The organism is Bradyrhizobium cenepequi (assembly GCF_020329485.1).
Taxonomy (GTDB): Bacteria; Pseudomonadota; Alphaproteobacteria; order Rhizobiales; family Xanthobacteraceae; genus Bradyrhizobium; species Bradyrhizobium cenepequi.
In genome coordinates, this window is the sequence record NZ_JAGKJI010000068.1 from 1 (window position 1) to 23,207 (window position 23,207).

Here is a 23,207-nt window from a genome sequence, read left to right on the forward strand (position 1 = left end):
GGATTGGCCTTCGACGCGCTGATCGCCGACAAGGCGTTCGACAGCAACGCCATCATCGCCGAACTCGATGCGCGCGGCGCCAAGGTCGTCATCTCCCAGCATCCGCGCCGCGCCAAGCCTCTCACCATCGACGAGGAGATGTACAAATGGCGGCATCTCATCGAGAACTTCTTCGGCAAGCTCAAGGAGTTCAAACGCATCGCCATGCGCGCCGAAAAGACCGATCAAAGCTTCGCCTCCATGATCCATCTGGTCGCGGCCGTGATAAACTCCCGATGAATCCCAACAGACCCTAGTGCGGGAGAGCTGACGTCTGCATCTACCCAATCTTATATTCAGACCCTCGACCCCTGCGCGCGATTAGGAACCGAAACGCAGTTCTGAGGTTGGGGGCACATATATCGTGCCGGAGGTGACGATGAAAGTCCTGTCCATTACCGCCTTTGTACTGCTCCTGGTCTCATCGGCGCATGCAGCCGAATCGACGAGCCAACGCTTCTTGAAAAAAGCGATCGAAGGTAACTATGCGGAGGTTAAGATGGGGCAGCTCGCGCAGCAGAACGGCCAAAGCGATGATGTAAAAAAGTACGGACAGATGCTGTCGCACGATCATTCCGACGCCAACGAGAAGGCGATGGATGCGGCGAAATCCGTAAGCGTCACCCCACCCGACGGCCCAAACGCCAAACAGAAATCCGACTATGAGAAGATGGCTAAAATGACCGGCGCCAAATTCGACCAGGAGTTCGCGAGACACATGGTGGCCGATCATCAGAAGGATATCGCCGAATACAAAAAGGCAGCTAAGCAATCCGACGCGGCGGGCGAATACGCCAAAGCTCAAATTCCGGTGCTGCAGGAGCACCTTGATACGGCGAAATCTCTGACGTCGAAGAAGACGCCGGGCCGCTAGCGATACTAAGAGGCGCCGCACGGACAGTGCGTGAACCTTAAGCGCGTCACTCGCTCGCCCCTCCCTTGTAATCGATTCGGATGGCCCTATCTTCAGCCGATGGATCTGACACAAGTCGAAGACCAGGCAATACAAGCCCGCATGGCGCTCATGGTGGGCGCGGGGACGTTTGACCGACTGTTCGTCGGCGTTCACTTCGATGAGCTCGATGGCGATATCCTGTTCGTTTACGTGAGGGATGAGGAGATCGCGGCTGAGGTCGAGGACAAATTCTCGCTCCACATCCAGATCACCGCTTCAGAGATCCTGAAGCGCGAGGTCAACATCGTGATGATCCTGCCGAAGCAGTTCGTCCACTAAGGTCGCGCATCTTAGTCCGGGGCGTTCTAGGGAATATCATCGCTGCGCGTCCGACCGCCGATCGAGTGCGGTCTATTCCAGAAAAATTGCCGATTGCCTGTCGCGGCCTCGGCGTATTGATCAATGGCCAGCATGATCGCTTAGACGTGGTGATAACACCATCCCTCGTGCACACCGATTTTTCGAACCTCGGCCAAAGCTTTGAGGAACGGCGGATGATCTTCGGAGTCGGAGAAGTATCTCTTCACCACTTCCGGCCTCCGAGAGCTTTGCCGGCGGTTGGCCCTGGCAATTCCTTCTTGAGTCTGTCGCGTTCAGCGCAAAGGCCCTCGATCTTCGCCAGCATCCTCTGCAGCAGCAGTTCGGCTGAGGCGGTGGCGATCCCAGCCCGCTGCAGCTTCAGAATGTTCTTGCGCTGGCGTCCGACCTGGACGCGCATGTATTCGATTTCCCGGTGAATGAACTCGAGATCTGGCATAGAGGCCCCTCAGACTGGATGCCCGCATGAGAACGAAAAGGGAACGTATTTTCAAGTTACAAATTGGGACTGGGAGGCGGATTCTTGGAGGTTCATCATGGCTGACAACACGGAAAAGGACCCGGATGAGTGGATCTCGGGTGACGATCCGATGACGGGTGCCCAAGCGTCATATCTCAAGACCCTTGCAGAGCAGGCCCACGAGCCGTACCCGACGGATAGGGAGCTCACGAAGGCGGAGGCGTCCGAGCTAATCGAGGAGCTGCGGAAGAAAGCCGGACTGGCCAAGTAGCGCGCGGCTATTCTTGGCGGCAGTTTCCTAGCGTGCACGTTACGCAGTGGAAAAGCGACTGCTCCCAAGTTTCCGAATCCCTGCCTGTGCTAGCTCGCCGGAACGTGCGGCAAGCTGCAGGATTCGTTTGGCGCATTAGGAGCCTTCAAATGCTGATGATGAGGGAACGGCGCGCGACGATCCGGACGCTGCGTGGATGGGCTATCTCGGTGTTGCAAGAAGCCGGCGCCATTCGCGAATGCGAAGAGCACGGGTGGATGAAGGGCCGCGCCGATCCGCACGCCCGCGAGCGCGCGTTCGATACCGCCCGCCAGGATCCGCCGGCCGGTGTCTTTCCGGAGGAGGCCGCAGCAGAGGTCCGCGACGTGCTGGACTCGATCGGCGACACCTGTCCGGAGTGTCCCCCGGATGACTAGAACGCCGCCGCTGGACCCCGCTACTAAGCGGCCAGGATGTTGCCGCTGAACATGCCGCCCTTGAACACGGGCCCGTCAAGTCCGTACTGAACAGCACCAAGTCGACATCGTGGTGCGACTCGACGACCGCCTCGTCCGCGCCCAGGATCAGGCTCTCACCGTCGACCAGCACTTCGCAGCCGATGGCCTGCTCGACGTCGATGTTCTTGATCAACTGCATCGTGCCGACCTGGTGTCGATCAGCAGCATGGCCGATTCTGAGGGGTGAAAAGCGTGTTCATGGGGGGCCTCCTCGCTCATGGGGCGCAGGGCCCAGTGGTCAGACAATGGCTTGTCCCAGGGAACGGCGGTAGCTCGCCATGCTGGGCGCGGGACTGGCGGTGCTGCCGCGCCAGATCATCCCCGACGATATCTCGGCAGATCGTCTGCGCCGGGTGCTCCATGGCTGGCATGCCGCCCCGGTGCCGATCTATGCCATGACCGAGACCCCTCCCAGCAAAAGTCCAGCGGTCTCGAATTCCTGCGCCAGCGCCTAGCCATCATGGATGGTGCGGCCACCGACGCGGGCGCCGCGCGATGATGGCGATCCTGGGCGCCTTAGCCCCGAGCGCGCCGTAGGGCAGCTTCGAGCCGCTCCCTTTCCTTTTCCCACCGGTCTTCCTCGGATCGCGAACGCTGCTCGAGAGCCTCGACCTCGGCCTGGATGGCCGCGGCCCTCTTCGCATGCTCGCGCTCAGCCTTGTCCAGAGCAACTTGCGCTTTGGCTGTCACCTTCTCGCGCCGTTCTCGCTCCTTTTCCCGAACGGCCTCCTCGCGCCGGCGCTCGGCCTCGCGCCGCTTCTGCTCCTTCTCGAAATCGGCGGCGGCCTTTCGGGCATCCCGTTTGCTGATTTTGGCTCGCTTCGCCGGCTTCGCGCGATGCTTTTCCCGCCGAGCCCCGTCCTGGCCCGTTGCCAAGTCAGACGGAAGATCGGACTGCTCGGCGAAGCGTCTGTTCGATCCAGCGGGACGCTTGAGCACGACGCCCGGCTTGGACATCGTCGCGGCGACCACCTCGGGGTCGTCGGTTTCCTTCGCGACACCCTGATGGAAAAGATTGCTGCCGGCGCCCACGCATCGAGCGCCGCCTTCATCGAGGGTGCCGCAATCGCGAGATCGTAGAAGCCCAGCGAGGTCTGAAATGTCTTGAGCTTCCTGGCCATGAAGCGTGCAGGCTCGCGGCTCTCCTAGCGCCGGCGCGCGACCCAAACTCCGAGCAGGAAGGCGACGAAGAGCGACTGCAGCGGCGCCTTGACGGTCACCTCGCGCAGTCGGTCGGCCCAGCGCATCGCGACGTCCTGCGACGGCGACTGGAGCGGTCGCCGCCGCGCTCCGGAAGTCTGCTCGATGCCGTCCTCCTCGTTCGTCAGCCCGGAGGCTTCCGTCATTGCCGAGGCTTCCTTCATATCCATGCGGCTCTCCTACTCCGGCGTCAGGCCGACTTCCGCCGCGCCCCGGCCACTGGCTTCTTCGCCGCGGCCTCCTTCGCCGGCTTCTTGCCGGCGATCGGCATCAGCATCTCCTTCTGGCCGGCCGCCGCCTTCCGCGGCTTCTTGGCCGGCTTCTTCGGGGCCGCCTCGGTCTCCGCCGTCGCACCGCCGACGCTCCGGCGCATCGCCTCCATCAGATCGACCACGTTCTCGCCGCGCGGCCGCTCCTTGGGCGTGATCGGCTTGCCGGCACGCTTCTGGTTGATGAGGTTGATCAAGGCCGTCTCGTACTGGTCCTCGAACTTGTCCGGCTCGAACCGACCCGACTTCTGATTCACAATGTGCGCTGCGAGATCGAGCATGTCCTTGGTGACTTTAACGTCCTGGATCTCGTCGAAATACTCATCCTCCGATCGCACTTCGTACGGATAGCGCAATAGCGTTCCCACGAGGCCCTTCTCCAGCGGCTCGAGCGCGATGATGTGCTCGCGGTTGGTCAGGACGACACGGCCGATCGCGACCTTGTTCATCTCGCGGATGGTCTCGCGGATCACCGCGAAGGCGTCGTGACCGACCTTGCCGTCCGGCCGGAGATAATAAGGGCGGATGAGATAGCGCGGATCGATCTCCTCGCGGTCCACGAACTCGTCGATGTCAATGGTGCGGGTGGATTCGAGCGCGACTTCCTCGAGTTCTTCCTTCGAGACTTCGATGAAGGTCTTCTTGTCGAGCATATAGCCTTGACGATGTCCTCATTGGCGACCTCCTCGCCGGTGTCGGCGTCGATCTTCAGGTACCTGATGCGGTGACCGGTCTTTCGATTGAGCTGATTGAACGAGATCTTCTCGCTTTCCGATGTGGCCGGGTACAGCGCGACCGGACAGGTAACGAGGGACAGACGCAGGAAGCCTTTCCAGTTGGCGCGGGGAGCCATGTTACGCGGTACTCCGGTTTTCCGAGGCGGTTCGGTTTAAGACGATCGAGGACGGCTTGTTCCGACACCCCCGCCCGTTGGCTCTTCAATTTATTCTCAAATCCGGCGCCAGGCGCTAGGAAGCTGCTGTGGGCACGCCAACGTTCGAGAACGAAAAGAAAACAACTCTCAGGGGCTGCCACGGCACCGGCGTTCGGGTATGGGATTGATAGCGTTGCCGCAGTCACCACGACTCCCTCAGCAAGCTCGTAATGTGCAATCTCTACTATGCCGACTTCTGGATTATGCCGACCATTGGCCCAGAACTGTCTCTGGCTGCGGTGATCGCTGCGTCGGAGTCGGCATAGTCCGATTGATCCCACAGGCGTGTAGTCTCCCTCTTGCCAATTGAAGGGAGGCTTTCATGTTGATTGATTTGTCACGAGTTAGGGTTTCGCGTCCGAACGCGCAACTGGCCGCGACAGCTCCAGCGTTAGCCACTCCCGGTCGTTTTCGACCGAACGACAAGCTTCTCGCATTTCTGGAGGCACTGTGATTATGCCGACTCCATCGCAACGATCGCCAGCGTCAGAGCCCGTTTTGAGTCAATGGTCGGCATAATCCAGAGGTCGGCATAATAGAGATTATGCCGACGTCGGCATAATCTCTACAGCATCACCACTAACCAGGAGGCGAGCCCGTACGCACGATCCACAACAGGCCTTCAACAAACATCCGATTGTCACGCCCGGTCGAGCCCTTCTGGTCGGGACGACCGATGATCAGCGGCGCCATCCGCTCCCACGCCGCGTCGCTCAAAACTAAACGATCCATCACACCCAAGGCCGCCTCCCCAAAAGCAGCCTTGAATCTGATTTGCTTCTAAAAGGGAATCCTTAGAGTCCACACCACCTAGAGCGGCACCTTCGTTCGGCTGACGGCCGCCGCCAGCCAAGTCCTCGCGGAAGTAGCCGAGGTGCCCTGACTGCGCGAGCCTCAACCATTCTTCAGAACGCCGTAGCAGTTGCTGTTTGTCTATCGGACAAACCGTCTTCGCAGCTTCTTGCCGGCGTAGCTCGCGTGCGGCAAATATCTCCATGATCAGCCATGACCGATACCTGGTCTAGGCGCTCGCTCCCTGGCGCCATTGGCCCCGCGTCAACCTCAATTCATCCTGCTGGAATCAGCGTTCCTAGCCGAGCGTCTAGGAACGGCCTCCGGAATGTCGCGTTTTGCGACGGAAGACGGAAAGTCGTGGTTGCGGTCAATGACCCGTTTCTTCTTCCACATCAACGGAAAGTTCCCGTTTCGGGATGAAGTCGGAACGGAGCTTCGAGACGATCGCGCTGCCTGGAAGGAAGCTCTGTTGCTGACCCGGGACATCGAAACATCGCTCCAGCCGGGGGAGAGTTGGAGCCTCGATGTCAAGGCTGGCGACCGCTCGCTGTACCGGATCAGCATCACCAGCGAAGAACCATGAACAGCGCGGACTGGCTATGGAGCAGCGGCATCCACGTAAAGACGCCGACTGCGCGAATTATTCGACTAGGCAAATGAGAAACGAGGCCCGGTGTGCCTAGGGGGTCTTCTTGGATTCGTAGCTGACTTGCCTTTGCCCGCCGGCGACCCGCGCCCGGTCCTGCTTGCGGCCACGCGCCGTCTGTTTCTTCGCCTTCTTTGCCATGGTAGCGTTCCCTTGTTGTGGAGGCGCAACGCGAGATACAGTTCCAAAGTGGAGGTCGCCGCGACGGCTCAGTTCACCGCGTTCTCTTTTCGAGAGAAGTTGCTAATTTCAGCCACTCGTCGGCAAGCCGCAACCATTGTTCTTTGTCGAGCGGACTGACCGCCTCTCGGCCTCTTGCCGACAGTTGTCAACTGCGCTTTTATATCGTTCTGCATCGGCCTCAATCATGGTGGGGCCCGGGAGAATCACCAGTCTACCCAACCATAATTAGGCTCTTCCACTAGTTCGTGCTAAACGTCAGGTATTGCTGGCCAAGAATACGGGTTGCTGGCAACCGAGAGTATTGCGCTCCCGCCCAGATGCGGGAGGCAACAATGCCCAGCACAAAATTGATCGCACGATTGCAAGCCGTGGTTGGTCTGTCTGATGATGACAGAGGCAAGCTCGCGAACATGCCACACGCGGTTCGGCAGTTTGCCGATGACGAGCATATCTTTCGCCAGGGCGACAGAACATCGCGCTGTGCGATCGTAATGAGCGGGTTTCTTTTTCGTCAAAAGATCGTAGGCAGTCGCAGCCAGATACTATCGATCTACCTGCCGGGCGATATACCGGACTTGCACACGTTGCACCTATCGCTCATGGACCACGATCTTGTGAGTGCTGGTCCGTCCACCGTTGCTTTCGTGTCGCATTCTTTCCTCAACAGCATGCTGGTGAGTTCACCCACGCTCACTCATGTTCTCTGGCGTGACACACTCGTGGATGCAGCGATATTTCGCGAATGGGTCGCCAACGTAGGATCGCGGGACGCACTGTCCAGAGTAGCGCATCTTTTCTGCGAGCTGGCAGCCCGATTAGAACTCGTGGGTTTGATGGAGGACAACGGGTTCATTTTTCCGCTGACTCAGGAGCACCTCGCCGATGCCTGCGGTCTATCGAAGGTGCATACCAACCGGATCGTACAAGCGCTTAGGCGCGGCGGCCTGATTGAATGGCAGAACCATCATGTGAAGCTGCCCCGGCGCAAAGAACTTGCTGAACTGGCGGGGTTCATGCCGGACTATCTCCACTTTTCGGACAACAAGCTCTAACTTGCCGACCTGCTTTGCTGGCTCAAATGCCGGGCGTGTTATCTAAGCCCCGGCGGGCTAAGCTGAATTCGGAACGTCTTAAACTACGTTAGCTCATTCAATTTGTTGGGTTTTTGAAACCTTTGCGCCGTTCGCCGGTTCTTGACCTATCGGTAATCAGACGAGAGGCCCGTCATGCGCCTTAGATTCAAGCAGACGACGCTTGAGGAAGTGCTTCTCCACGAATCTTGGGAAATCCGAGAGCAGGCCACGAGACTGCCTCCGGGCAGAGAACAGGAGCGGCTGTCTAGGAAAGCTCGGCAAGACGAAACCGCCGCCCACATCAATGAATGGCTGACATCGCCGGGCCTGAGGTCTCCCGAGTAAAAAGGGTGCTTATACTTTTTGCAGGTCTGTACGGGAGAACCGCACATGACGCAGTCAGAGCGGCTGCAGCAGCTCATCGACCGGCAGATTCAAGCGGTAGCCGAACAAATTTGCGCTGACCGTGATCCAGTCGAATAATATTTTCGCCTAGAGCAGCTGACCTATCACCTTCTCGTCGTTCGGGGATCCAGGGTACAGTTCCAGGGCTTCGGAGCTTCCAGCCGCAGCTCAGCTCTGGGCGATCTCTTCTCAAGCGCTGATGCCAACTTCTATTCGTCCGTGAGAGGTTGTGAGTGGCGTTCCAGCGTCGCAAGCCGGCAGCGATCGGCACCAAGGCGCCCTATCCCGGCTTCATCGAGCCGGCCCTGGCCAGGGACGTCGAGCGGGTGCCGAAAGACGCCCGATGGATTCATGAGATCAAGTTCGACGGGTATCGCGTCCAGCTCCACATCCGCAACGAGGCGATCCGGATATTCACCCGGCGGGGGCGGGATTGGACGCATCGCTTCAGGAAAATCGCCGAGGATGCTTGGCCCATCAGCGCGGAAAGCGCGATTGTGGATGGCGAAGTCGTCGGCCCGCGGCTGACGGCACCACCGATTTCTCGGTCCTACAGAACGAGCTGAAGGGCCGATCGCGCGACCCAGCCCTATGCCAAGCGGATTGCGCACAAGGGCATTTGGGTTGAGCCGAAGTTGCTGGCCGAGATCGAGTACCGCGCCAAGTCGGCCGCGGGCAAGGTGCGGCATCCCTTCTTTAAAGGCCTGCGGGAGGATCTCTGAGATGAGATGGTGCGCCCGCTGCCACAATTGTCGCTGGGTCTGCGAGAATTATCCGACGAAACCGTGGCTCGGTCGGCTGGCCTGCAACTGCGGTGGTGCCGGCGCGCCCTGCCCAATCTGCAATTCCAGCGATGACGCCAGCCAGCCGGAGATGCCGGAGGGCTTCGAGGCGATGGTAACGAAGGATGATGAACTGGATTGAGGTCATAAATGCGCACTGACTACGAAATCGTCGTCGACGCCGTTCAAGCCGCCCGTCGTGTGCTCAGTGAGTACATGAAGCCGGGACAGCGACGCGATGCGACTGTTACGGTCCACCGGCTCCTGGGCCTGTTGGACAATCGAGACGTTGAGGCAGCGCTAAAGCATCGACCTCCGCAACACATTCGAGCTGGTGAGCGTCGAGGCCTAACGGATCGGCTGCAGCCAGCATCTCAGGGCCTACGTGATGCAGCGCTCTCCCGGCCTATCTCCCGGCGGGCGGGAGGATGTTACGCCTAGCGCTCGATCGGAGTGCGTTCGTGGTCTGCTATATCCTTAGCAGCGGTGCGAAAGCGGACATCGCCGGAGGTTCAAGTCGGGCCAACAGGCGACATTCGAAGTAAACGAGACCTTTTGCGGCGGCCTACCGGACGCCCAGTTCTTTGATCGCCAGAGCCGAAAGCTGCGCCGGGTCATGGACACCGCGACCTTCCTGCAGTTTTTCGCAATAGCTCGCTCGGGGCTGGAGGTTGTTTAAAGTCGATGTCGGCAACTATAGATTGTTTAGCGCTGAGATGTTCTCCCGAAATCAGGAACGGCCCCCATGCGACCGAGTTAAATCGACGAAACCCACTTGTGAGGAAGCCCAAGCCATGGCCCGCGCAACAGCCCATCCGGATCATCAATGCATCTCAAGCGAAGACGTTCATGGAACAGAGGTTTATGGAGCAGATGGAAAGAACATCGGTGAGATTGATCACCTAATTATCGACAAAGTGTCAGGTCGCGTAGCTTATGCCGTCATGAGCTTTGGCGGATTTGCTGGGTTGGGCCACAGCCATTATCCCATCCCCTGGGGTGCTCTGACATACGATAAGTCGCTTGGTGGTTTTCGAACCAATATCACCGAGCAACAGCTGAGGGACGCGCCTGAATTCAGCGATGACTCGTGGCAGGATCGAGACTGGGAAACGCGAACCCACCAGTACTATGGGACGCCTACGTACTGGGAAGGGCGTGGCCTATAAAATTCCCAATCGTGAGTGCCACACGACTCATTGAAGAACTGATCGACTAGCCCCCGGGGTCGGTGTGAGGGGGCTGCTGCCTGCACAGGCGCGGGGCCCGGTGGAGTTGTTACAACACGCCTCTTGCGACCTGAGGCGGTCATTGAGTCAGGCTATGGAGCAGCGCTTACCCGAGCCTCGACCAGACGCTCCGCCAGAATACCAGATCGAGCGATCGAGAAGCAGCGCTTTGACGCCTGTGGGCCTGACTAGCGACGCCGCTTTGCATTGTTGCTAAGACCGTTCGACCTTTGCAGATCCGATCGCCGCCAGATCGGAGATCGGAAGGAACCACTGAATATCGGTGAACGTTTTCTGCATCTCTCGTTTCGAGCGAGAGACAACCTCAAGCAGGAGGTTACATGTCCACACGTATAGCGACCGCAGCAGCATTCGCCCTTATCCTCACATCGCCGGCGTTTGCTGATTGTAACCAGGAACTGAAAGCGCTCGAACAGAATGTCGTTTCCGCGGGGACGGGCACGAGCACGAGCGAATCGGGAATGCCGGCGACCAAGCACCAAGAGGAGCTTCTGGCCGGCAAGCAAAAGAGCGGCGAGCCTGAAACCGCCGGGTCAACAGCAGTGGCCGTGGAGCCCACGTCACCGCATCAGGAGCAAGTTACCAAACGCAGCACTCAGAGCACCGAACATGCCAACCAACTGATGGCCGAAGCCCGCAAGATGTCCGAGGCTGGCGACGAACAAGAGTGCATGAAAAAAGTGGGAGAACTCAAGAACATCCTGGGAACTAAGTGAGCGCCGGTTTTTGCCGGATTATTTTCAGACATGCCTTTGACCGGCGGCCTTACGCACACCCCAAAAGGCCGCTAGCTTTCCCAAGGCTAGCAGCTTCCTTTTTGTTGTCGAATTGAGTTCCTTTCGGAGAAGTCAGGGCTTTGGATTGAGGTTCAGATCCGCCCGCGCCTACGCCCGCTCGCCTGCGACGGCCTTGTTGGCTGCCCGTTCGTTGTTCACCAAGAACTTTGTTCAGAGAGATCGGCTGCGGAGCAATTCTCGGTTTTTCCAACACACTTTAGGCCACCCGCGTTTTCGCGTTCAACTAATGAATGGGACCAGCGAGGGTCCGGTTCGGGGCTGCCGCACTTCGGGATTTCGGCCGGCCGATGTCGGCTCAGGGTCGTCGAGCGATGCCGGAAACAGTGTGCTCTGCCCGCGATCCAATCCTTCAACAAAGCGCTTCATCAGATGCCCCGCAAAATCGCCGGGAATCTTATCGCGCGAATCACAGCAAGCAGAGCCTTTTCACACAGCCTGGGTCAAAAGCGGTGGTCGGAGCGCTCGGCGTGTCATGTCCGGTTCTACTCCGACAGCAGCCTTTGCGGCGGAATCCTGCTCAGTTTGCTTAAGGGCCAAGAGCAGACGGACCCAGCGAAGGCCAACTTGAGCAGACGGGAGATGTCTGATGCCGGCCCTGCATTCCGATCTGTGCCGAATGCGCGGAGGCTGCCGCCGTGTGAATGTTGGTTCGGGATGCGAGACAGCGGCTTAACGAAATCTCAGCCTGCTTGGAACCTCTGCCTGCGCTGCCCGTTACGCCTGCAAAAAGTCCGCCTTTGACATTCGGCAACGGCGAAAGTCCTCCGAGCAGCGAGACCTGCATTTAATCCTGCTATCGGATCTCAGGCTAAGACCCAAACGAGCGCCTTTTTCTTTGAGCTAACAAGCACGAGAAACGGGGTCAACCGACCAGGATTCGCAAAGGTAGCTTGGCGGTACATTTCGCACCTGCCTATGCTTTCCTCGTTCCGAAAGACCCGCACCATTCAAAGGAAGCGCACCCATGGCTAAGCTGTGTGATATCTGCGGTGTCCGTCCGGCAAGCGTACGCGCCCGGGTAACGACCGGCGACGGGCAAAGCCAGACACTCGACCTGTGCGAGATCGACTATCGCCGCCTGGCGCGGCAGCAGCGTCCCAGCTCTCCCCTGGAGTCGTTGTTCGGGGGACGCGGGAGCCTGCTCGACGACTTCTTCGGCGATGACTTCTTTGGCGGTACCCCGTTCGGCGATCGCGCGGGGCCGACCGGCCAGTCCATCCCGATCGGATCGAGCCGCGGGCGTCGGACCGGCGATGCAGAGGAGCGCCTGAGCGAACACGCCAAGGAGCTCTTGCAGGTGGCGGCGCGCCGCGCCGCCGACCTAGGACGGCGGGAGGTCGACACGGAACATCTGCTCTTGGCGCTCACCGAGAGCGACGTCGTCCGCACGGTGCTCGGTCAATTCAATATCTCCGTCGACGAACTGCGCCGACAGGTCGAACAGGACGCGCCGCGCGGCGATGCCAAGCCAGACGAAAGCGCCGAAATCGGTGTCACGCCGCGCCTGAAGAGCGTGCTCGGTCACGCTTTCAACGCCTCCCACGATCTCGGCCATTCCTACGTGGGCCCCGAGCACTTCCTGATCGGCCTCGCCGAGGAGGAGGAAGGCATTGCCGGCGAAGTGTTGCGTCGCTACGGGCTCACGCCGCAGGCGATCAGGCAGCAAATCGTCAAGGTGGTCGGGCGTGGAGCCGAGACGGGCCAGGTCGAAACGCCCACCAATACGCCGACCCTCGACAAATACTCCCGCGATCTGACGAAGCTCGCGCGCGAAGGAAAGCTCGACCCCGTGATCGGGCGCGCCCACGAGATCGAGACCACGATCGAGGTGCTGGCGCGGCGCAAGAAGAACAATCCCGTGCTGATCGGTGAGCCCGGCGTCGGGAAAACGGCAATCGTCGAAGGGCTGGCGCAGCGCATCGTTGCGGGAGAAGTGCCGGAGTCGCTACGCGACAAGCGTCTTCTGGAAGTGAGCATCAATTCCCTGGTGGCGGGCTCGAAGTACCGCGGCGAATTCGAGGAACGCGTTCAGCAAGTGCTCAAGGAGGTGACGGAGCGTCAGGACCAGCAGATCCTGTTCATCGACGAGATTCACACCATGGTCGGGGCCGGCCAGGGTGGCGGCGAAGGCGGGCTCGACGTTGCCAATGTGTTCAAGCCGGCGCTTGCGCGGGGCGAGCTCAATCTCATTGGCGCCACCACGTTGAACGAATATCAGAAGCACATCGAGAAGGATGCCGCACTGGAACGTCGGTTCCAGCCCATCTTTGTCCCGGAACCAAGTGTTGCGCAGACCATCATGATCCTGCGCGGCCTGCGCGACACGCTGGAGGCGCATCACAAGGTTACTATCACGGACGAAGCGATCATCGCGGCCGCGGAACTCTCGGATCGCTACATCACCGGCCGTTTCTTGCCCGACAAAGCGATCGATCTGATCGACCAGTCCGCCGCCCGGGTGAAGATCTCCGCGACCGCGCGGCCGGTCGACGTGCAGGAACTGGAGGCGGAAACCCGGCAGCTCAAGCGTGAGCAGGACTACGCCACCTCGCGCAAGCAGTTCGACCGCGCCGCCGAGCTGCAGAAGCAGCACGAGGCCAAGAGCAATGAATTGCAGCAGGCGAACGAGCGTTGGCGCCGCAACCGGGGCTCCGGAACCGCCGAGGTGCGCAGCGAGCATATCGCGCAGGTGGTCTCCAAGCTCACCGGCATTCCCGTCAGCGAGCTGACGACCGAGGAACGCGAGCGGCTGGTCAAGCTCGAAGAGCGGCTGCACCAGCGTGTGATCGGACAGGACGAGGCGGTCAAGGCCGTGAGCGACGCCGTGCGGCTCGCCCGCGCAGGCTTGCGCGAGGGTCGCCGGCCGATCGCCACCTTCCTGTTCCTGGGTCCGACGGGTGTCGGCAAGACCGAACTCGCCAAGGCGCTGGCGGAGGCGGTGTATGGCGACGAGGACGCCATCGTGCGGCTCGACATGTCGGAATACATGGAGCGGCACAGCGTCGCCCGGCTGATTGGCGCCCCGCCGGGCTATGTGGGCTATGAGGAAGGCGGGCAGCTCACCGAACGCGTGCGCCGGCGGCCCTACAGCGTGGTGCTTCTCGACGAAATCGAGAAGGCCCATCCGGATGTCTACAATGCTCTCCTGCAGGTATTCGATGACGGCCGGCTGACCGACGGCAAAGGCCGCGTCGTCGACTTCACCAATACGATCATCATCGCAACGAGCAATCTCGGTGCCGAGATCATCCAGCGGCAGCTGCGTATGGGAGAGAGGGACGCGGACGACCAGCCGAAGCTGCGGCGCGAGCTGATGGACATCCTGCGCGGGCATTTCCGGCCGGAGTTCCTCAACCGCATCGACGAGATCATTATCTTCCATGCGCTCGATCGCGAACAGATCCGCAGCATCGTCGATCTGCAGCTCGAGCGCGTGAAGCGGACCGCGCACGGGCAGGGCGTCACGCTCGAGATCGATGACTCGCTGATCGATCGCTTTGCCGCCGCGGGCTTCCGACCGGAGTATGGCGCCCGCGAATTGCGTCGGCTAATCCGCTCCGAACTGGAAACCGAGCTGGCCCGTGCGCTGCTCGCCAACGATGTGCACGAGGGTGACACGGTCCTAGCACGGTGGGACGGCATTCGGCAGGCGGTTGTGCTGGAGCGGCGTGCGACGTCGGAGCGGCGCAAGGCGGCCGCTTGAGCGTTAGCGTGCCAGAGCGTCGGAAGGAACGACCTATGGACGTCGAGTTGGGATCTCGGAGACGAGCCGATCTTGAACGCACCGATCAACTCGCCCACGAGATTGACGAGACTGGGCGAGGGGACGATCGGGGGACGGAACAGAAAGAAATCCCGACGTTCGATTCCGTCGAAGAGGCGAGCATCGAATCACTTCCGGCGAGCGATCCCCCGGCCTGGACCGGCGTGATCGTTCGCTGAACGGCGGAGGTCAGCCCGCGCCGTGGATGCCCCTGTTAAGCCGGGCAAAGGCACCGCGCATGCGCCGCTCTTGCCCCGCAGCGCAAAGCCACGTGCCGATCTCCGCTCGGCCAGTGCCACGCAGGCTCGCTTCAAGATTGTTGAGCAAGAGCCGATCGCGCGGATCGACGACCGGACACCGATCCTGGCTGATCTCGGACGCAAAGCGACCGCGTAAGTGAAGCAAGCCGCGCCGCGAGTTCCGAAGATGGCCAAGGACCCTGGCTCCTCGTCGATAGGAGATGCCAAGGGAGGTGCTCAAGTTGATGGGCCTTTACCCGCAACCTTGCGGAGCAGGGTGGCCGAGTCGAGTATTTTTCGGTGCGGCGTCAGCGGGAGCCCGCGCAGCAGCAGATGCCTCTGCCGGAACGGCGCCGAGTCATTACTCGTCGTCTTTGAGCACGAAGGGAAAGGAGGCGCCTGATGCCGCTGAGAGAGGCGTTCGCTGCCGCGCGTGCGGAATGGGCATTGATGACATTTTATCAGAGATTCGAGCAGCTCGTGATTCTCGTGCTGACGGGGCTGATCGCCATTGTCGTCGTGTTTGCGGTGTGGAATTTGACGCTGAAGATTCTGACCAGCATCCTGTTGGCGAGTTCGTTCGATCCGACCGACTATTCGATTTTCCAGGCGATATTCGGAACGATCCTCACGGTCATCATTGCCCTCGAATTCAAGCGATCGCTCTTGGTCGTGGCGGAACGCCGCGAAGGTGTTGTGCAAGTCCGCACCGTCATTCTCATCGCTCTTCTGGCCATTGTCCGAAAGATGATTATTATCGATCTCGCGAGCACTGATGCGGCGCAACTCTTTGCGCTTGCTGTATCGATTCTGGCACTCGGTGGCGTCTATTGGCTTGTCCGAGATCAGGACAGACGCGAAGATATTTATCAACGAGAACGCAATCGCCCTTTGCCTCCACGCGCGCAAGGCTAATGGAGGAGTAGCTGGGCGAAGGGAAGCTACGAGCTTGGTCATATCGGGCAGCCATCTGCAACGACGAACCCCAGCCCCTCCGACGGCCGCCATTTGCGTCACGATCGAGCATGAGATCATCCGGTCTTGGGCGAAGCTCAGAGGGGCACGTCCATCAAGATCGGAGGGAGAAGGACGACCTTATCCATTGTTGTTTGACGTCGGTCCGCCAGATGCGGGCGTGGTGGAGATCAGTTGGGAGAAATACTTCTACGAGTTCGAGCGGGCCGGTCTTGCCTTCGTCTATCGAGACACAGGGCCCGCCGGCGAACTCGATGACTTTCACCGGCTTGTCTATCGCTGCACCGTCCCCCAGCTGGTCGTATCGGGACGATCGACGATCATGATCGATTGGCTGTGAGTGATGGTTGTGAGGCTGCGCACCTTTGAGCCATGAGCTGCTGGATGGTCGTTGGAACTGCGACTGGACGCGACTTGCACGCGTAGCTCGGGATGGCGCAATGTCTGCATCGGGTCGTGTGTCACGAGCATCGCCATGAGTACCGGTGATGCGCAACTGTACGAGAGATGAAGGAGGGCCCTTCGGGTTCGGCAATCAGTGCTGATCTCAAGCCACCGCAAGCTGCTGCGGTCAAAAGCCGTGGTAGTGAGCGTTGCGGAAACGCCGGGACATGATCCTGGCAGGCACGGTCGAGAGAGGCGAGCGCAAGCGAACCGCTGCAGAAGTGTCGAAAGCGGATTAGCCGATGTCAGAACCGGGGGGTGACCCTTCCTCAGCTCGGGGGATGCCTGAGACGGCCCGAGTGGTATGCGAGCCGTCCGCCACTTCGCATATGGACACAACAGGCGACATCAGCGCCACCAGCTTCAATGTTCCCGCGCCGCCCGCAATGCCGTTGGCCAGTCCCGATAGAGCATCAAGACTTCAAGACGCTTTTACTTTCCGCTTCAGCGCCCGCCGCTTTTGAATAGCGGTCGGCTTGCGCTTAAGCGCGGCCAGTGTTGCTACCGTATTTTTTTGGTCCTGAGATATTCGTATCGATACTTGTGCAATGGTCATGATGCCCCCCAAAAGAGAATAATGCTCTATTCTTTAGGGCATTTGATCAAGATCGCTGAGGCGAGCGCGGCGCGATCAACTTGAATTGTTGCCTCGGAGCGACACACGCGCGACGGTGTTGCACGTGCGGCAGCGGAACACACGCGCGGCGTCAAACCGCACTGTATCCGGCAGGTCCGCTAGGTGCTGCATCGCGGCTCCGCACTTGTCACAAGTGCGAAGCACGTCCTGCGGTTCGATGACTGCGGTCATTGAAGCCGGTCCGTAAGCGCCAAACCAACGATAAACCCAGAGTTGAACGACATATGAGTCCGAATGATGTAGGTTCGCGCCCGCAAAACTACGGGGTCTCTCTCAGGCCATGCGCGGCGTTAACCGAACTGCTCAACGTTAATTCGCGACTTCGCTTGTCGGAGTCCACCAAATGAGCGAAATCCGCAGCGCCGTTCTACTAGGGCGCGAGCGATGAAACGGATTAAGTCGGAAGTACCCGAAGAGAAATGCCCGGCCTGCAACGGCACCGGACTTGAGCCGGTCAAACAGCCGCCGGCACCGGGCCGCAGAATTTACCCGCCGAAGTGCAAGGTTTGTGGCGGGAGGGGGCGGATAAAGGCCGACTAAAAGGGGGTGCTACCATTGAGCCGCAAGAAAGCGCGGCAGCTCTTAATCGAATGCCACGCCAACCCGGTATTCTTTGCGCCAAACCACGTGACACAGCAGCGATAATCTATCTTCCGGTATGATCAGCGTGAACCGGTCAGGAATGCGCATTAGGATAGGAAATTCCAGCGCGGCACCAGTCGTTGATATGTCTCGAATGATGCACGGATAATTGTCACCGCCATAGTCGATCTTAGCGGCCTTCATTACGCGAACCCGAGGCGCAATCCGAGTCTCGACCACATCAGTATTTCCTAATGAAGTACGCGGTCTAATAGTATAAGCCGCAAGCGTTAATTTTTCCTGCGTATACCGCCTGAGGATGGTTAAACGATTTGCGGCTCATTAAGAACAAAAAGGGCGACAAGCCAAAATCCACGCACTCCACGACGGCCCCAGTGCGCTCACGCCAGCTGGGGTCGTTTGGCATTGAGGCTGGAGACGCCCAGCAGGCCGCTCCTGATCAGTTTCAGATGAGGGTATCGGTCGCGCCAGCCGGTACAATTCGCCTGCCAATTCGATCTTCAGGCCACCGCTCAACGATATGCACATTGATGCCGTGCCGGCTGACGGCCGTGTGCTGGCAGAACCCGCCGATAAGGTGTGCGCCCGTTCGATCGTTGGGACTTAGTCCCCACAATTCGCGGCTTGCGCCATCATCAACTTGACTCCAGACTCGGCCGGGTTCGAAGCAGGAAGGCGATGCAATGAAGGCGCCGCCGCCGAGCAAAGAAATGCCCAAGGTGTCCATTCTAAATGGGCTCAAAAAGCGTATTCTAGCCGATCGACCGTTCTTACAACCAGTCCAGCTAGCCGAGAGACATGACTCCTGACCAATCCAAACGACTGAAAGTCGGCCAGCGCGTGGCTTGGCACGACAGCGCGACCGATCAGGGCACGGTTATCGCTACCGATTGGTCGGGCGTGCAGATCAAGTGGGACAACGGTAAGACCCAATTTTTTCATCACAACAACATGACCGACGTGAGTGGAGCCCCTCTGCGGTAGCATTCGCCTGCTGCGGGCAAATCCGCCGGATAGAGCCAACCTTTGATGGTTTGTCGCCGGAGATAGGCTGATAGCGACCTACGCCGCTACGTCGATAAAATCGTCATTATCGGGCGTTTTAGAGTGCTGAAAACCGCGCAGGATGACTGTTATCCGGCATGGGATTCGGGCGCCGATCGGCGCTATAAATGCTTGAACGATCTCGTATCTGCGGGGTCAGCGTTGGGCAACGATTCGCAAGAAGGCATTCAGGTTACAAACCCGATCATTGCGGCTTGTGGGTCAATTCATAAAAAAGCGTCCTGATTCCGCCTAGAGATAGCTCATGCAACGTCTCCCATGCCAGCAGTCAACGTTCCATAAGTGACCGTAGATCGACGTTCAATATAGCAGGGGGCGTGCTCAATGCCTTCATCGAAGCAGTCGGCTATTTGGCTTCATCGCTCGTCCTCATCACCTTCTGCATGCGCATCACGATCACTTTGCGAGCGGTCGCGATCCGCAGCAATGTTGCTTTTGTGGTGTACCTCGCCAAGATAAATGCGGTTTTTCAGGAGATAGGCGAGGGGACCGTAGGTGAAGGGAATGCCGCCGTTGAATTTCGCGACCTTGGTGTCGCGGCGCTTGGTGACGATACCGCGGCGATCGAGTTCGCCCACCAATCTGCCGAAGGATTTGAGTTCCAGATAGAGGCGGAAGATGGTTCGGACGGTTTCGGCCTCGGCCTTGTTGACGACCAGCCTCTTGTCCTTGGCGTCGTAGCCGAGCGGCACGGTACCGCCCGTCCACTTGCCCTTGCGCCGGGAGGCGGCGACCTTGTCTCGCACCCGTTCGGACGACAGTTCTCGCTCGAATTGGGCAAAGGACAGCAGCACGTTGAGGGTCAGTCGCCCCATCGACGTCGTGGTGTTGAACTGTTGAGTGATTGCCACGAACGAGATCGAGCGGGCATCGAACGCTTCGACCAGCCGGGCGAAGTCCGCCAAGGACCGGGTCAGGCGATCGATCTTGTAGACCACGACGACGTCGACCTTGCCAGCCTCAATATCGCCCAAGAGCCTCTTCAAGGCGGGACGGTCGAGATTGCCGCCGGAGAAGGCTGGATCGTCGTAATGTTGGGGCAGCACCCGCCAGCCCAACGAGGACTGGCTCTTGATGTAGGCCTCACAGGCATCGCGCTGGGCGTCGAGCGAATTGAACTCTTGGTCCAGGCCGTGCTCGGTGGATTTACGGGTGTAGATGGCGCAGCGGAGTGCCTTGGGCTCACTTGCCATTGGTTGCCCCGTTGCCGGATGGGGAGCGCAATCCAAAGAACCGCGGCCCGTTCCAATTGGTGCCGGTGATCTCGGAGGCGATCTCGGAAAGGCTGCCGAAAATCTTGCCGCCATGGGAAAAACCGTCCGCCATCACCACGACCCGATAGCTTTTGCCCTTCCACGTCCGCACCAGTTCCGAACCCGGCTTGATCCGCCGCGGCAGTTCAAGCCGGCCGTTCGGTTTTGCAATCGCCGCTTTGACCAGCTGATCGAGCAGCCGCTGGGACTCTCGCGAGAGCCCGCCGTAGGCCCTCTCCTGAATCCGCTGTGCGATGCTCCGCCGCAGCAGGTCCGGGCCGAACGCTTTGGGTGGGTCGGCCCGGAACAGGTCCCGATACCGATCGCGCAACTGCGCGATCGGCGTTCTCGGCAACCGATCCAGTTCGGCCTCAACGGCTGGATCGGCAGGCTTAATTGGCGGGTTCGATTGCGCAGGCATCACCGAGCCTTGCTTGCTTTGGCGATCCGGTAGATCCGCTCATCACCGACCTTTTCGGAAACGAGATTGAGTTTAAGCTTTTTCTTGACCACGCCGGCCAAGAAGCCGCGGACCGAATGCTGCTGCCAATCGGTGGTCTTCATGATGGCCGCGATCGTCGTTCCCTTCGGCTGGCGCAGCATCGACAGCACCGTTTCCTGTTTGGAAGGTGTCGAGCCGGACGACTTCCGTGAGGCTGCCGGCGTTGACTAGGCAACATCACGGCTCTTGGCCAGACGCTTCGCCTCGCGAGTGGGCTTCCGGGCGCTCCGTGCCGGTTTCGATTTACCTTTGCTGGTGGCCATATGGCTCTCCTCTGTGTCAACGACAGCATCATTGTGCTGCCACCGACATAGCCCCGCCGAACGGACGGGGCGAGCCTAAGGGAGTACGAAGGCGGTCTAATCGTGCGACAGCCGCTTCAGCAGGGAGGGGGCGTCATGCAACCGCCCGGCCTCGTAGATCAGTTGCTCGATGTCCATCGAGACGAAAATGCCCTCGACGATACTGCCGCCCAACGCGCTCGCTTCGGCGGCCTTGGCAATGCGGGCGGCCTCGCTCAGCCGCGCATGGATTTCAGTGAAGTAAGCTGTAATGGCCTGATCAATGATGGCGCTATCTATGGGTCCCTCCCTTTGGGGGCGACAGTGACGCTCTGGTGGCCCCGGAAGTCGAGCGGAATAGTGGGTAATCTTGTGGCGAACATCGAGCCTTTGCGATCACGAAGTGATCGCGATGCAGCGGACGATAGTCCGGGCAGGCAAATATCTTATTTTGCGGTGCTGGTGCGGGCTTTCGCCGGCGATTTGCCCGAACTCCGGAACTCACGAAAGCTATTCGGGCTTCGGCCCATGGCGCCGAACTCGATCACGTTCTGCCGCATGTAGATGATGTGCACTCGTATCTCAACCTCTGTGTACTGGGTCGGTTCTTCATTGTGGAATCCGAGACAGGATCGATCCTGCAAGCGGACCTCTCGACGCCGGGATTGCCGATGTTCTCTCATCTATAGGCAAGGCGCCGTAAGAGGCGACAAATGGGTAGCGCGCCACTTCTATCACTTCGGCGTCTTTGGTTCTGAAGCGAACAGAAAGGGAAGTGTGATGAAGCCGAAAAAATCGCTCAAAGAACCTTCGAACGGTCACGAACGTGAGAACGAGTGGTCAGAGGTCATACGCGGGGAACGCTATATCATCCGCACATCCTCAGCCGAAACGAAAGGCATCTATTCAATGCTGGAGGTCGTCGCGGACGCTCGAAACGGTGTGCCAATGCACGTTCACGACGATGCGGACGAGCACTTCATTATCCTGGGGGGTAGAGCGTTCATCGCGAATGGAGACAGAAAAGCGGAAGTCGCTGCCGGCTCGTCCATCACCATGGCTAGAGGCGTACCTCATGCCTGGTGCAATCCTTCGGAAGATGCTCCCCTCCGCATGCTGGTGATCTTCAGCCCCGGAGGACTCGAGGAATTGTTTCGAAGGCACGCGACGACCGAACTCGCTGAGATGACTGCCCTAGCCAACAAATACGGCACGGGTCACGGGGCCTGCGCTGTTCGATAACCTTTACACGATGCTCTCGCCCCGGCCTTGAAGATGCACGTCGGGCTGATCCGTGAGCCTTTTTGGCGGAAGGTCATTGCCTCGGCACGCGTTCGCCCCCGACCCTCGAGGTACACGCGCTCAACGGTGACCACCTCTGCCTTTGATACGGCAACGGCGGAGTGCCACTCGGCTCGCAGGTCCCGTTCAATCCAGCGTTGGCGCCTCATAGAGACGACCCGAGCGCGATGGCTGCATCGATGAAGGCGCGGACGCTGGCAGAGGGTTCGGATGTGCGGAATGCGACGGCGAGCTCCACCTTCTCGGCAAAGTCCGCGAGCGTCCGGAATACGATTTCAGGGAAGCCCAATCCGCCCATGGATTCGGGCGCCATCGCCACCCCGTAGCCGGCCGCGGCCATGCTGAGCGCGGTCACGAAATCGCCGACGTCATGGACGATCTTGATCGCGAACCTGCCAGTGGCCGCCAGCCGCTCCAAGTGGCTTCCGAAGGTCGCGACGTAAGGGACGATGAAAGCCTCGTTGCCCAAGTCCGCCGCCTGCAGAGTGTGACTGCTCGCAAACGGATGGTCGGCGGCGAGCGCCACGCAAAGAGCTTCGCGATGAATCACACGGGCCGCCACCCCTGCCGCGTAACTGGGCCGGGGCCGTATCAAGGCCGCATCCAGCCGACCTTCGGCGAGCGCCTCGAGCTGCCGCGGCGTCTCCATCGCCGTCAGGCGAAGCTGCACCGCGGGGTGGCTTCGGCGATACTCACGCAGCAGGCTTGGCAGGATCCGATTCATGGCCACCGACGTCACATACCCAATCTCGATCTGGCCGAGTTCGCCGCGCGCCGCGAGGCGTCCGACCTGCTCAGCCCTCTCCAACTGACGGATGGCGGCCTGGGCTTCGGACAGGAACAGCCGTCCCGCCTTCGTGAGCGACACTGCGGCCCGCTTGCAACGGTTCAGGAGACGAGCGCCGAACGCCTCCTCCAGGCCCTTGATTTGCAGGCTGACGGCGGACTGCGCCACGTTCAGCCGGTCAGCGGCGCCCGCGAAGCTAAGCTCTTCGGCGACGGCTACGAAATAGCAAAGCTGGCGAACGTCAAGCGCGACTCGGCGGCGGGCGATGGCTTCGGAAATGTTGGGATGACGTATTCCATCAACGCGCAGCGCCGCGTTAAACGCGCGGCGCCGCATATCTTCGGGGCCCTGTAGTGCATTCGTATGCGCTGCGATCACCGCGCGTTGGATATCCTCCTCGGCCAGTCTGCGAGCCAAGTTGTCATTCCGAAGATCTCCGTCGACCATCGCGTTTCCTCGGGCTACTGCATCGTCCATGACCG

25 protein-coding genes and 5 pseudogenes are annotated in these 23,207 nt (G+C 59.8%); 18 read left to right on the top strand and 12 right to left on the bottom strand.

Going from position 1 to position 23,207, the window contains the following annotated elements; all coding sequences use genetic code 11:
- The 3 genes from J6497_RS36660 to J6497_RS36670 all read left to right on the top strand — a co-directional run.
- On the top strand, nt 1-279 hold a 279-nt coding region (locus J6497_RS36660), incomplete at its 5' end, for a transposase (protein WP_225705104.1).
- A gap of 139 nt (nt 280-418) precedes the next feature.
- Nucleotides 419-913: a DUF4142 domain-containing protein gene (locus tag J6497_RS36665; protein ID WP_225709067.1), complete on the top strand. Its 495-nt coding sequence runs from the start codon at nt 419-421 to the stop codon at nt 911-913.
- Between the two features lie 141 nt (nt 914-1,054).
- Nucleotides 1,055-1,273, top strand: coding sequence for a hypothetical protein (locus J6497_RS36670; RefSeq protein ID WP_312010432.1), 219 nt, complete (start codon nt 1,055-1,057; stop codon nt 1,271-1,273).
- A 244-nt stretch (nt 1,274-1,517) separates the two neighbouring features.
- On the opposite strand, the gene J6497_RS36680 is transcribed toward J6497_RS36670, so the two are convergent.
- Entirely contained in the window at nt 1,518-1,751 is a 234-nt protein-coding gene (locus J6497_RS36680; RefSeq protein ID WP_225709069.1) for a hypothetical protein, read from the bottom strand.
- Between the two features lie 97 nt (nt 1,752-1,848).
- On the opposite strand from J6497_RS36680, the gene J6497_RS36685 reads away from it, so the two are divergent.
- The 4 genes from J6497_RS36685 (at nt 1,849) to J6497_RS36700 (ending at nt 2,995) form a co-directional block, all read left to right on the top strand.
- Nucleotides 1,849-2,043: a DUF3072 domain-containing protein gene (locus J6497_RS36685; RefSeq protein ID WP_225709070.1), complete on the top strand. Its 195-nt coding sequence runs from the start codon at nt 1,849-1,851 to the stop codon at nt 2,041-2,043.
- A gap of 149 nt (nt 2,044-2,192) precedes the next feature.
- Entirely contained in the window at nt 2,193-2,459 is a 267-nt protein-coding gene (locus J6497_RS36690) for a hypothetical protein (protein ID WP_225709071.1), read from the top strand.
- A gap of 112 nt (nt 2,460-2,571) precedes the next feature.
- Nucleotides 2,572-2,727, top strand: coding sequence for a hypothetical protein (locus J6497_RS36695; RefSeq protein ID WP_225709072.1), 156 nt, complete (start codon nt 2,572-2,574; stop codon nt 2,725-2,727).
- A 91-nt stretch (nt 2,728-2,818) separates the two neighbouring features.
- On the top strand, nt 2,819-2,995 hold the full coding sequence (locus J6497_RS36700; RefSeq protein ID WP_225709073.1) for a type 2 periplasmic-binding domain-containing protein: 177 nt from the start codon (nt 2,819-2,821) through the stop codon (nt 2,993-2,995).
- Between the two features lie 61 nt (nt 2,996-3,056).
- Here J6497_RS36700 and J6497_RS36705 read toward each other — a convergent pair.
- From J6497_RS36705 to J6497_RS36720, 4 genes and pseudogenes are all read right to left on the bottom strand, one after another.
- Nucleotides 3,057-3,661 (bottom strand): annotated as a pseudogene (locus tag J6497_RS36705) (cell envelope biogenesis protein TolA).
- Nucleotides 3,662-3,685: 24 nt separating this feature from the next.
- A complete protein-coding gene (locus tag J6497_RS36710; protein ID WP_225709074.1) occupies nt 3,686-3,910 on the bottom strand; it encodes a hypothetical protein in 225 nt (74 codons plus the stop codon).
- Nucleotides 3,911-3,930: 20 nt separating this feature from the next.
- Nucleotides 3,931-4,862: pseudogene (gene ku, locus J6497_RS36715) on the bottom strand (non-homologous end joining protein Ku).
- A gap of 669 nt (nt 4,863-5,531) precedes the next feature.
- Nucleotides 5,532-5,684: pseudogene (locus tag J6497_RS36720) on the bottom strand (transposase); the annotation flags it as partial.
- Between the two features lie 379 nt (nt 5,685-6,063).
- Here J6497_RS36720 and J6497_RS36725 point away from each other — a divergent pair.
- Nucleotides 6,064-6,321, top strand: a complete 258-nt coding sequence (locus J6497_RS36725; RefSeq protein WP_225709075.1) for a DUF6894 family protein — start codon at nt 6,064-6,066, stop codon at nt 6,319-6,321.
- Between the two features lie 102 nt (nt 6,322-6,423).
- Here the strand turns inward: J6497_RS36725 and J6497_RS36730 are convergent.
- Nucleotides 6,424-6,525 (bottom strand): annotated as a pseudogene (locus J6497_RS36730) (DUF3606 domain-containing protein); the annotation flags it as partial.
- A gap of 374 nt (nt 6,526-6,899) precedes the next feature.
- On the opposite strand from J6497_RS36730, the gene J6497_RS36735 reads away from it, so the two are divergent.
- From J6497_RS36735 to J6497_RS36775, 8 genes and pseudogenes are all read left to right on the top strand, one after another.
- Nucleotides 6,900-7,619, top strand: a complete 720-nt coding sequence (locus J6497_RS36735; RefSeq protein WP_225709076.1) for a Crp/Fnr family transcriptional regulator — start codon at nt 6,900-6,902, stop codon at nt 7,617-7,619.
- Nucleotides 7,620-8,278: 659 nt separating this feature from the next.
- Nucleotides 8,279-8,767 (top strand): annotated as a pseudogene (locus J6497_RS36745) (ATP-dependent DNA ligase).
- A gap of 854 nt (nt 8,768-9,621) precedes the next feature.
- Nucleotides 9,622-9,996 carry a PRC-barrel domain-containing protein gene (locus tag J6497_RS36750; protein ID WP_225709078.1) on the top strand — a complete coding sequence of 125 codons (375 nt, stop codon included), beginning with the start codon at nt 9,622-9,624 and terminating at the stop codon, nt 9,994-9,996.
- Nucleotides 9,997-10,397: 401 nt separating this feature from the next.
- On the top strand, nt 10,398-10,793 hold the full coding sequence (locus J6497_RS36755) for a hypothetical protein (RefSeq protein WP_225709079.1): 396 nt from the start codon (nt 10,398-10,400) through the stop codon (nt 10,791-10,793).
- Nucleotides 10,794-11,838: 1,045 nt separating this feature from the next.
- Nucleotides 11,839-14,577 carry an ATP-dependent Clp protease ATP-binding subunit gene (locus J6497_RS36760; RefSeq protein WP_249793912.1) on the top strand — a complete coding sequence of 913 codons (2,739 nt, stop codon included), beginning with the start codon at nt 11,839-11,841 and terminating at the stop codon, nt 14,575-14,577.
- 35 nt (nt 14,578-14,612) lie between these two features.
- Nucleotides 14,613-14,816: a hypothetical protein gene (locus J6497_RS36765; protein ID WP_225709080.1), complete on the top strand. Its 204-nt coding sequence runs from the start codon at nt 14,613-14,615 to the stop codon at nt 14,814-14,816.
- Between the two features lie 462 nt (nt 14,817-15,278).
- Nucleotides 15,279-15,791: a phosphate-starvation-inducible PsiE family protein gene (locus tag J6497_RS36770; RefSeq protein WP_225709081.1), complete on the top strand. Its 513-nt coding sequence runs from the start codon at nt 15,279-15,281 to the stop codon at nt 15,789-15,791.
- A 187-nt stretch (nt 15,792-15,978) separates the two neighbouring features.
- The gene (locus J6497_RS36775; RefSeq protein ID WP_225709082.1) at nt 15,979-16,191 is read left to right on the top strand and encodes a hypothetical protein; all 213 of its coding nucleotides are present in this window, start codon (nt 15,979-15,981) and stop codon (nt 16,189-16,191) included.
- A 1,323-nt stretch (nt 16,192-17,514) separates the two neighbouring features.
- Here J6497_RS36775 and J6497_RS36780 read toward each other — a convergent pair.
- Both J6497_RS36780 and J6497_RS36785 read right to left on the bottom strand, forming a co-directional pair.
- Nucleotides 17,515-17,754 carry a PilZ domain-containing protein gene (locus J6497_RS36780; protein WP_225709083.1) on the bottom strand — a complete coding sequence of 80 codons (240 nt, stop codon included), beginning with the start codon at nt 17,752-17,754 and terminating at the stop codon, nt 17,515-17,517.
- Between the two features lie 226 nt (nt 17,755-17,980).
- Nucleotides 17,981-18,262, bottom strand: coding sequence for a hypothetical protein (locus J6497_RS36785; RefSeq protein WP_225709084.1), 282 nt, complete (start codon nt 18,260-18,262; stop codon nt 17,981-17,983).
- Nucleotides 18,263-18,333: 71 nt separating this feature from the next.
- Between J6497_RS36785 and J6497_RS36790 the strand changes: the two genes are divergently transcribed.
- Nucleotides 18,334-18,519 (top strand): hypothetical protein, encoded by a 186-nt coding sequence (locus J6497_RS36790; protein ID WP_225709085.1) that lies wholly within the window; start codon nt 18,334-18,336, stop codon nt 18,517-18,519.
- A gap of 437 nt (nt 18,520-18,956) precedes the next feature.
- Here J6497_RS36790 and J6497_RS36795 read toward each other — a convergent pair whose 3' ends face one another.
- From J6497_RS36795 to J6497_RS36805, 3 genes are read right to left on the bottom strand one after another with little or no spacing between them, the layout of a single operon-like run.
- Nucleotides 18,957-19,793 carry a recombinase family protein gene (locus tag J6497_RS36795; protein ID WP_376708332.1) on the bottom strand — a complete coding sequence of 279 codons (837 nt, stop codon included), beginning with the start codon at nt 19,791-19,793 and terminating at the stop codon, nt 18,957-18,959.
- A complete protein-coding gene (locus J6497_RS36800; RefSeq protein ID WP_225709086.1) occupies nt 19,783-20,274 on the bottom strand; it encodes a DUF2924 domain-containing protein in 492 nt (163 codons plus the stop codon). Before J6497_RS36800 ends, J6497_RS36795 begins: the two co-directional genes overlap by 11 nt.
- Nucleotides 20,274-20,456 carry a DUF3489 domain-containing protein gene (locus J6497_RS36805; protein WP_249793914.1) on the bottom strand — a complete coding sequence of 61 codons (183 nt, stop codon included), beginning with the start codon at nt 20,454-20,456 and terminating at the stop codon, nt 20,274-20,276. The genes J6497_RS36800 and J6497_RS36805 overlap by 1 nt, the downstream gene beginning before the upstream one ends.
- Nucleotides 20,457-21,416: 960 nt before the next feature.
- Here J6497_RS36805 and J6497_RS36810 point away from each other — a divergent pair.
- Nucleotides 21,417-21,878: a cupin domain-containing protein gene (locus J6497_RS36810; protein WP_225709088.1), complete on the top strand. Its 462-nt coding sequence runs from the start codon at nt 21,417-21,419 to the stop codon at nt 21,876-21,878.
- A 205-nt stretch (nt 21,879-22,083) separates the two neighbouring features.
- Here the strand turns inward: J6497_RS36810 and J6497_RS36815 are convergent, their stop codons facing one another.
- A complete protein-coding gene (locus J6497_RS36815) occupies nt 22,084-23,172 on the bottom strand; it encodes a LysR substrate-binding domain-containing protein (protein WP_225709089.1) in 1,089 nt (362 codons plus the stop codon).
- Nucleotides 23,173-23,207: the final 35 nt, after the last annotated feature.

Coding starts and splice junctions, on each gene's coding strand:
- J6497_RS36735 (WP_225709076.1), top strand. CDS start 6,900: ATGCCCAGCACAAAATTGATCGCACGATTGCAAGCCGTGGTTGGTCTG.
- J6497_RS36765 (WP_225709080.1), top strand. CDS start 14,613: ATGGACGTCGAGTTGGGATCTCGGAGACGAGCCGATCTTGAACGCACC.
- J6497_RS36785 (WP_225709084.1), bottom strand. CDS start 18,262: ATGGACACCTTGGGCATTTCTTTGCTCGGCGGCGGCGCCTTCATTGCA.
- J6497_RS36680 (WP_225709069.1), bottom strand. CDS start 1,751: ATGCCAGATCTCGAGTTCATTCACCGGGAAATCGAATACATGCGCGTC.
- J6497_RS36760 (WP_249793912.1), top strand. CDS start 11,839: ATGGCTAAGCTGTGTGATATCTGCGGTGTCCGTCCGGCAAGCGTACGC.
- J6497_RS36805 (WP_249793914.1), bottom strand. CDS start 20,456: ATGCTGCGCCAGCCGAAGGGAACGACGATCGCGGCCATCATGAAGACC.
- J6497_RS36690 (WP_225709071.1), top strand. CDS start 2,193: ATGCTGATGATGAGGGAACGGCGCGCGACGATCCGGACGCTGCGTGGA.
- J6497_RS36815 (WP_225709089.1), bottom strand. CDS start 23,172: ATGGTCGACGGAGATCTTCGGAATGACAACTTGGCTCGCAGACTGGCC.
- J6497_RS36725 (WP_225709075.1), top strand. CDS start 6,064: ATGTCGCGTTTTGCGACGGAAGACGGAAAGTCGTGGTTGCGGTCAATG.
- J6497_RS36700 (WP_225709073.1), top strand. CDS start 2,819: ATGCTGGGCGCGGGACTGGCGGTGCTGCCGCGCCAGATCATCCCCGAC.
- J6497_RS36800 (WP_225709086.1), bottom strand. CDS start 20,274: ATGCCTGCGCAATCGAACCCGCCAATTAAGCCTGCCGATCCAGCCGTT.
- J6497_RS36795 (WP_376708332.1), bottom strand. CDS start 19,793: ATGGCAAGTGAGCCCAAGGCACTCCGCTGCGCCATCTACACCCGTAAA.
- J6497_RS36750 (WP_225709078.1), top strand. CDS start 9,622: ATGGCCCGCGCAACAGCCCATCCGGATCATCAATGCATCTCAAGCGAA.
- J6497_RS36710 (WP_225709074.1), bottom strand. CDS start 3,910: ATGGATATGAAGGAAGCCTCGGCAATGACGGAAGCCTCCGGGCTGACG.
- J6497_RS36665 (WP_225709067.1), top strand. CDS start 419: ATGAAAGTCCTGTCCATTACCGCCTTTGTACTGCTCCTGGTCTCATCG.
- J6497_RS36790 (WP_225709085.1), top strand. CDS start 18,334: ATGACTCCTGACCAATCCAAACGACTGAAAGTCGGCCAGCGCGTGGCT.
- J6497_RS36670 (WP_312010432.1), top strand. CDS start 1,055: ATGGCGCTCATGGTGGGCGCGGGGACGTTTGACCGACTGTTCGTCGGC.
- J6497_RS36755 (WP_225709079.1), top strand. CDS start 10,398: ATGTCCACACGTATAGCGACCGCAGCAGCATTCGCCCTTATCCTCACA.
- J6497_RS36685 (WP_225709070.1), top strand. CDS start 1,849: ATGGCTGACAACACGGAAAAGGACCCGGATGAGTGGATCTCGGGTGAC.
- J6497_RS36770 (WP_225709081.1), top strand. CDS start 15,279: ATGCCGCTGAGAGAGGCGTTCGCTGCCGCGCGTGCGGAATGGGCATTG.
- J6497_RS36810 (WP_225709088.1), top strand. CDS start 21,417: ATGAAGCCGAAAAAATCGCTCAAAGAACCTTCGAACGGTCACGAACGT.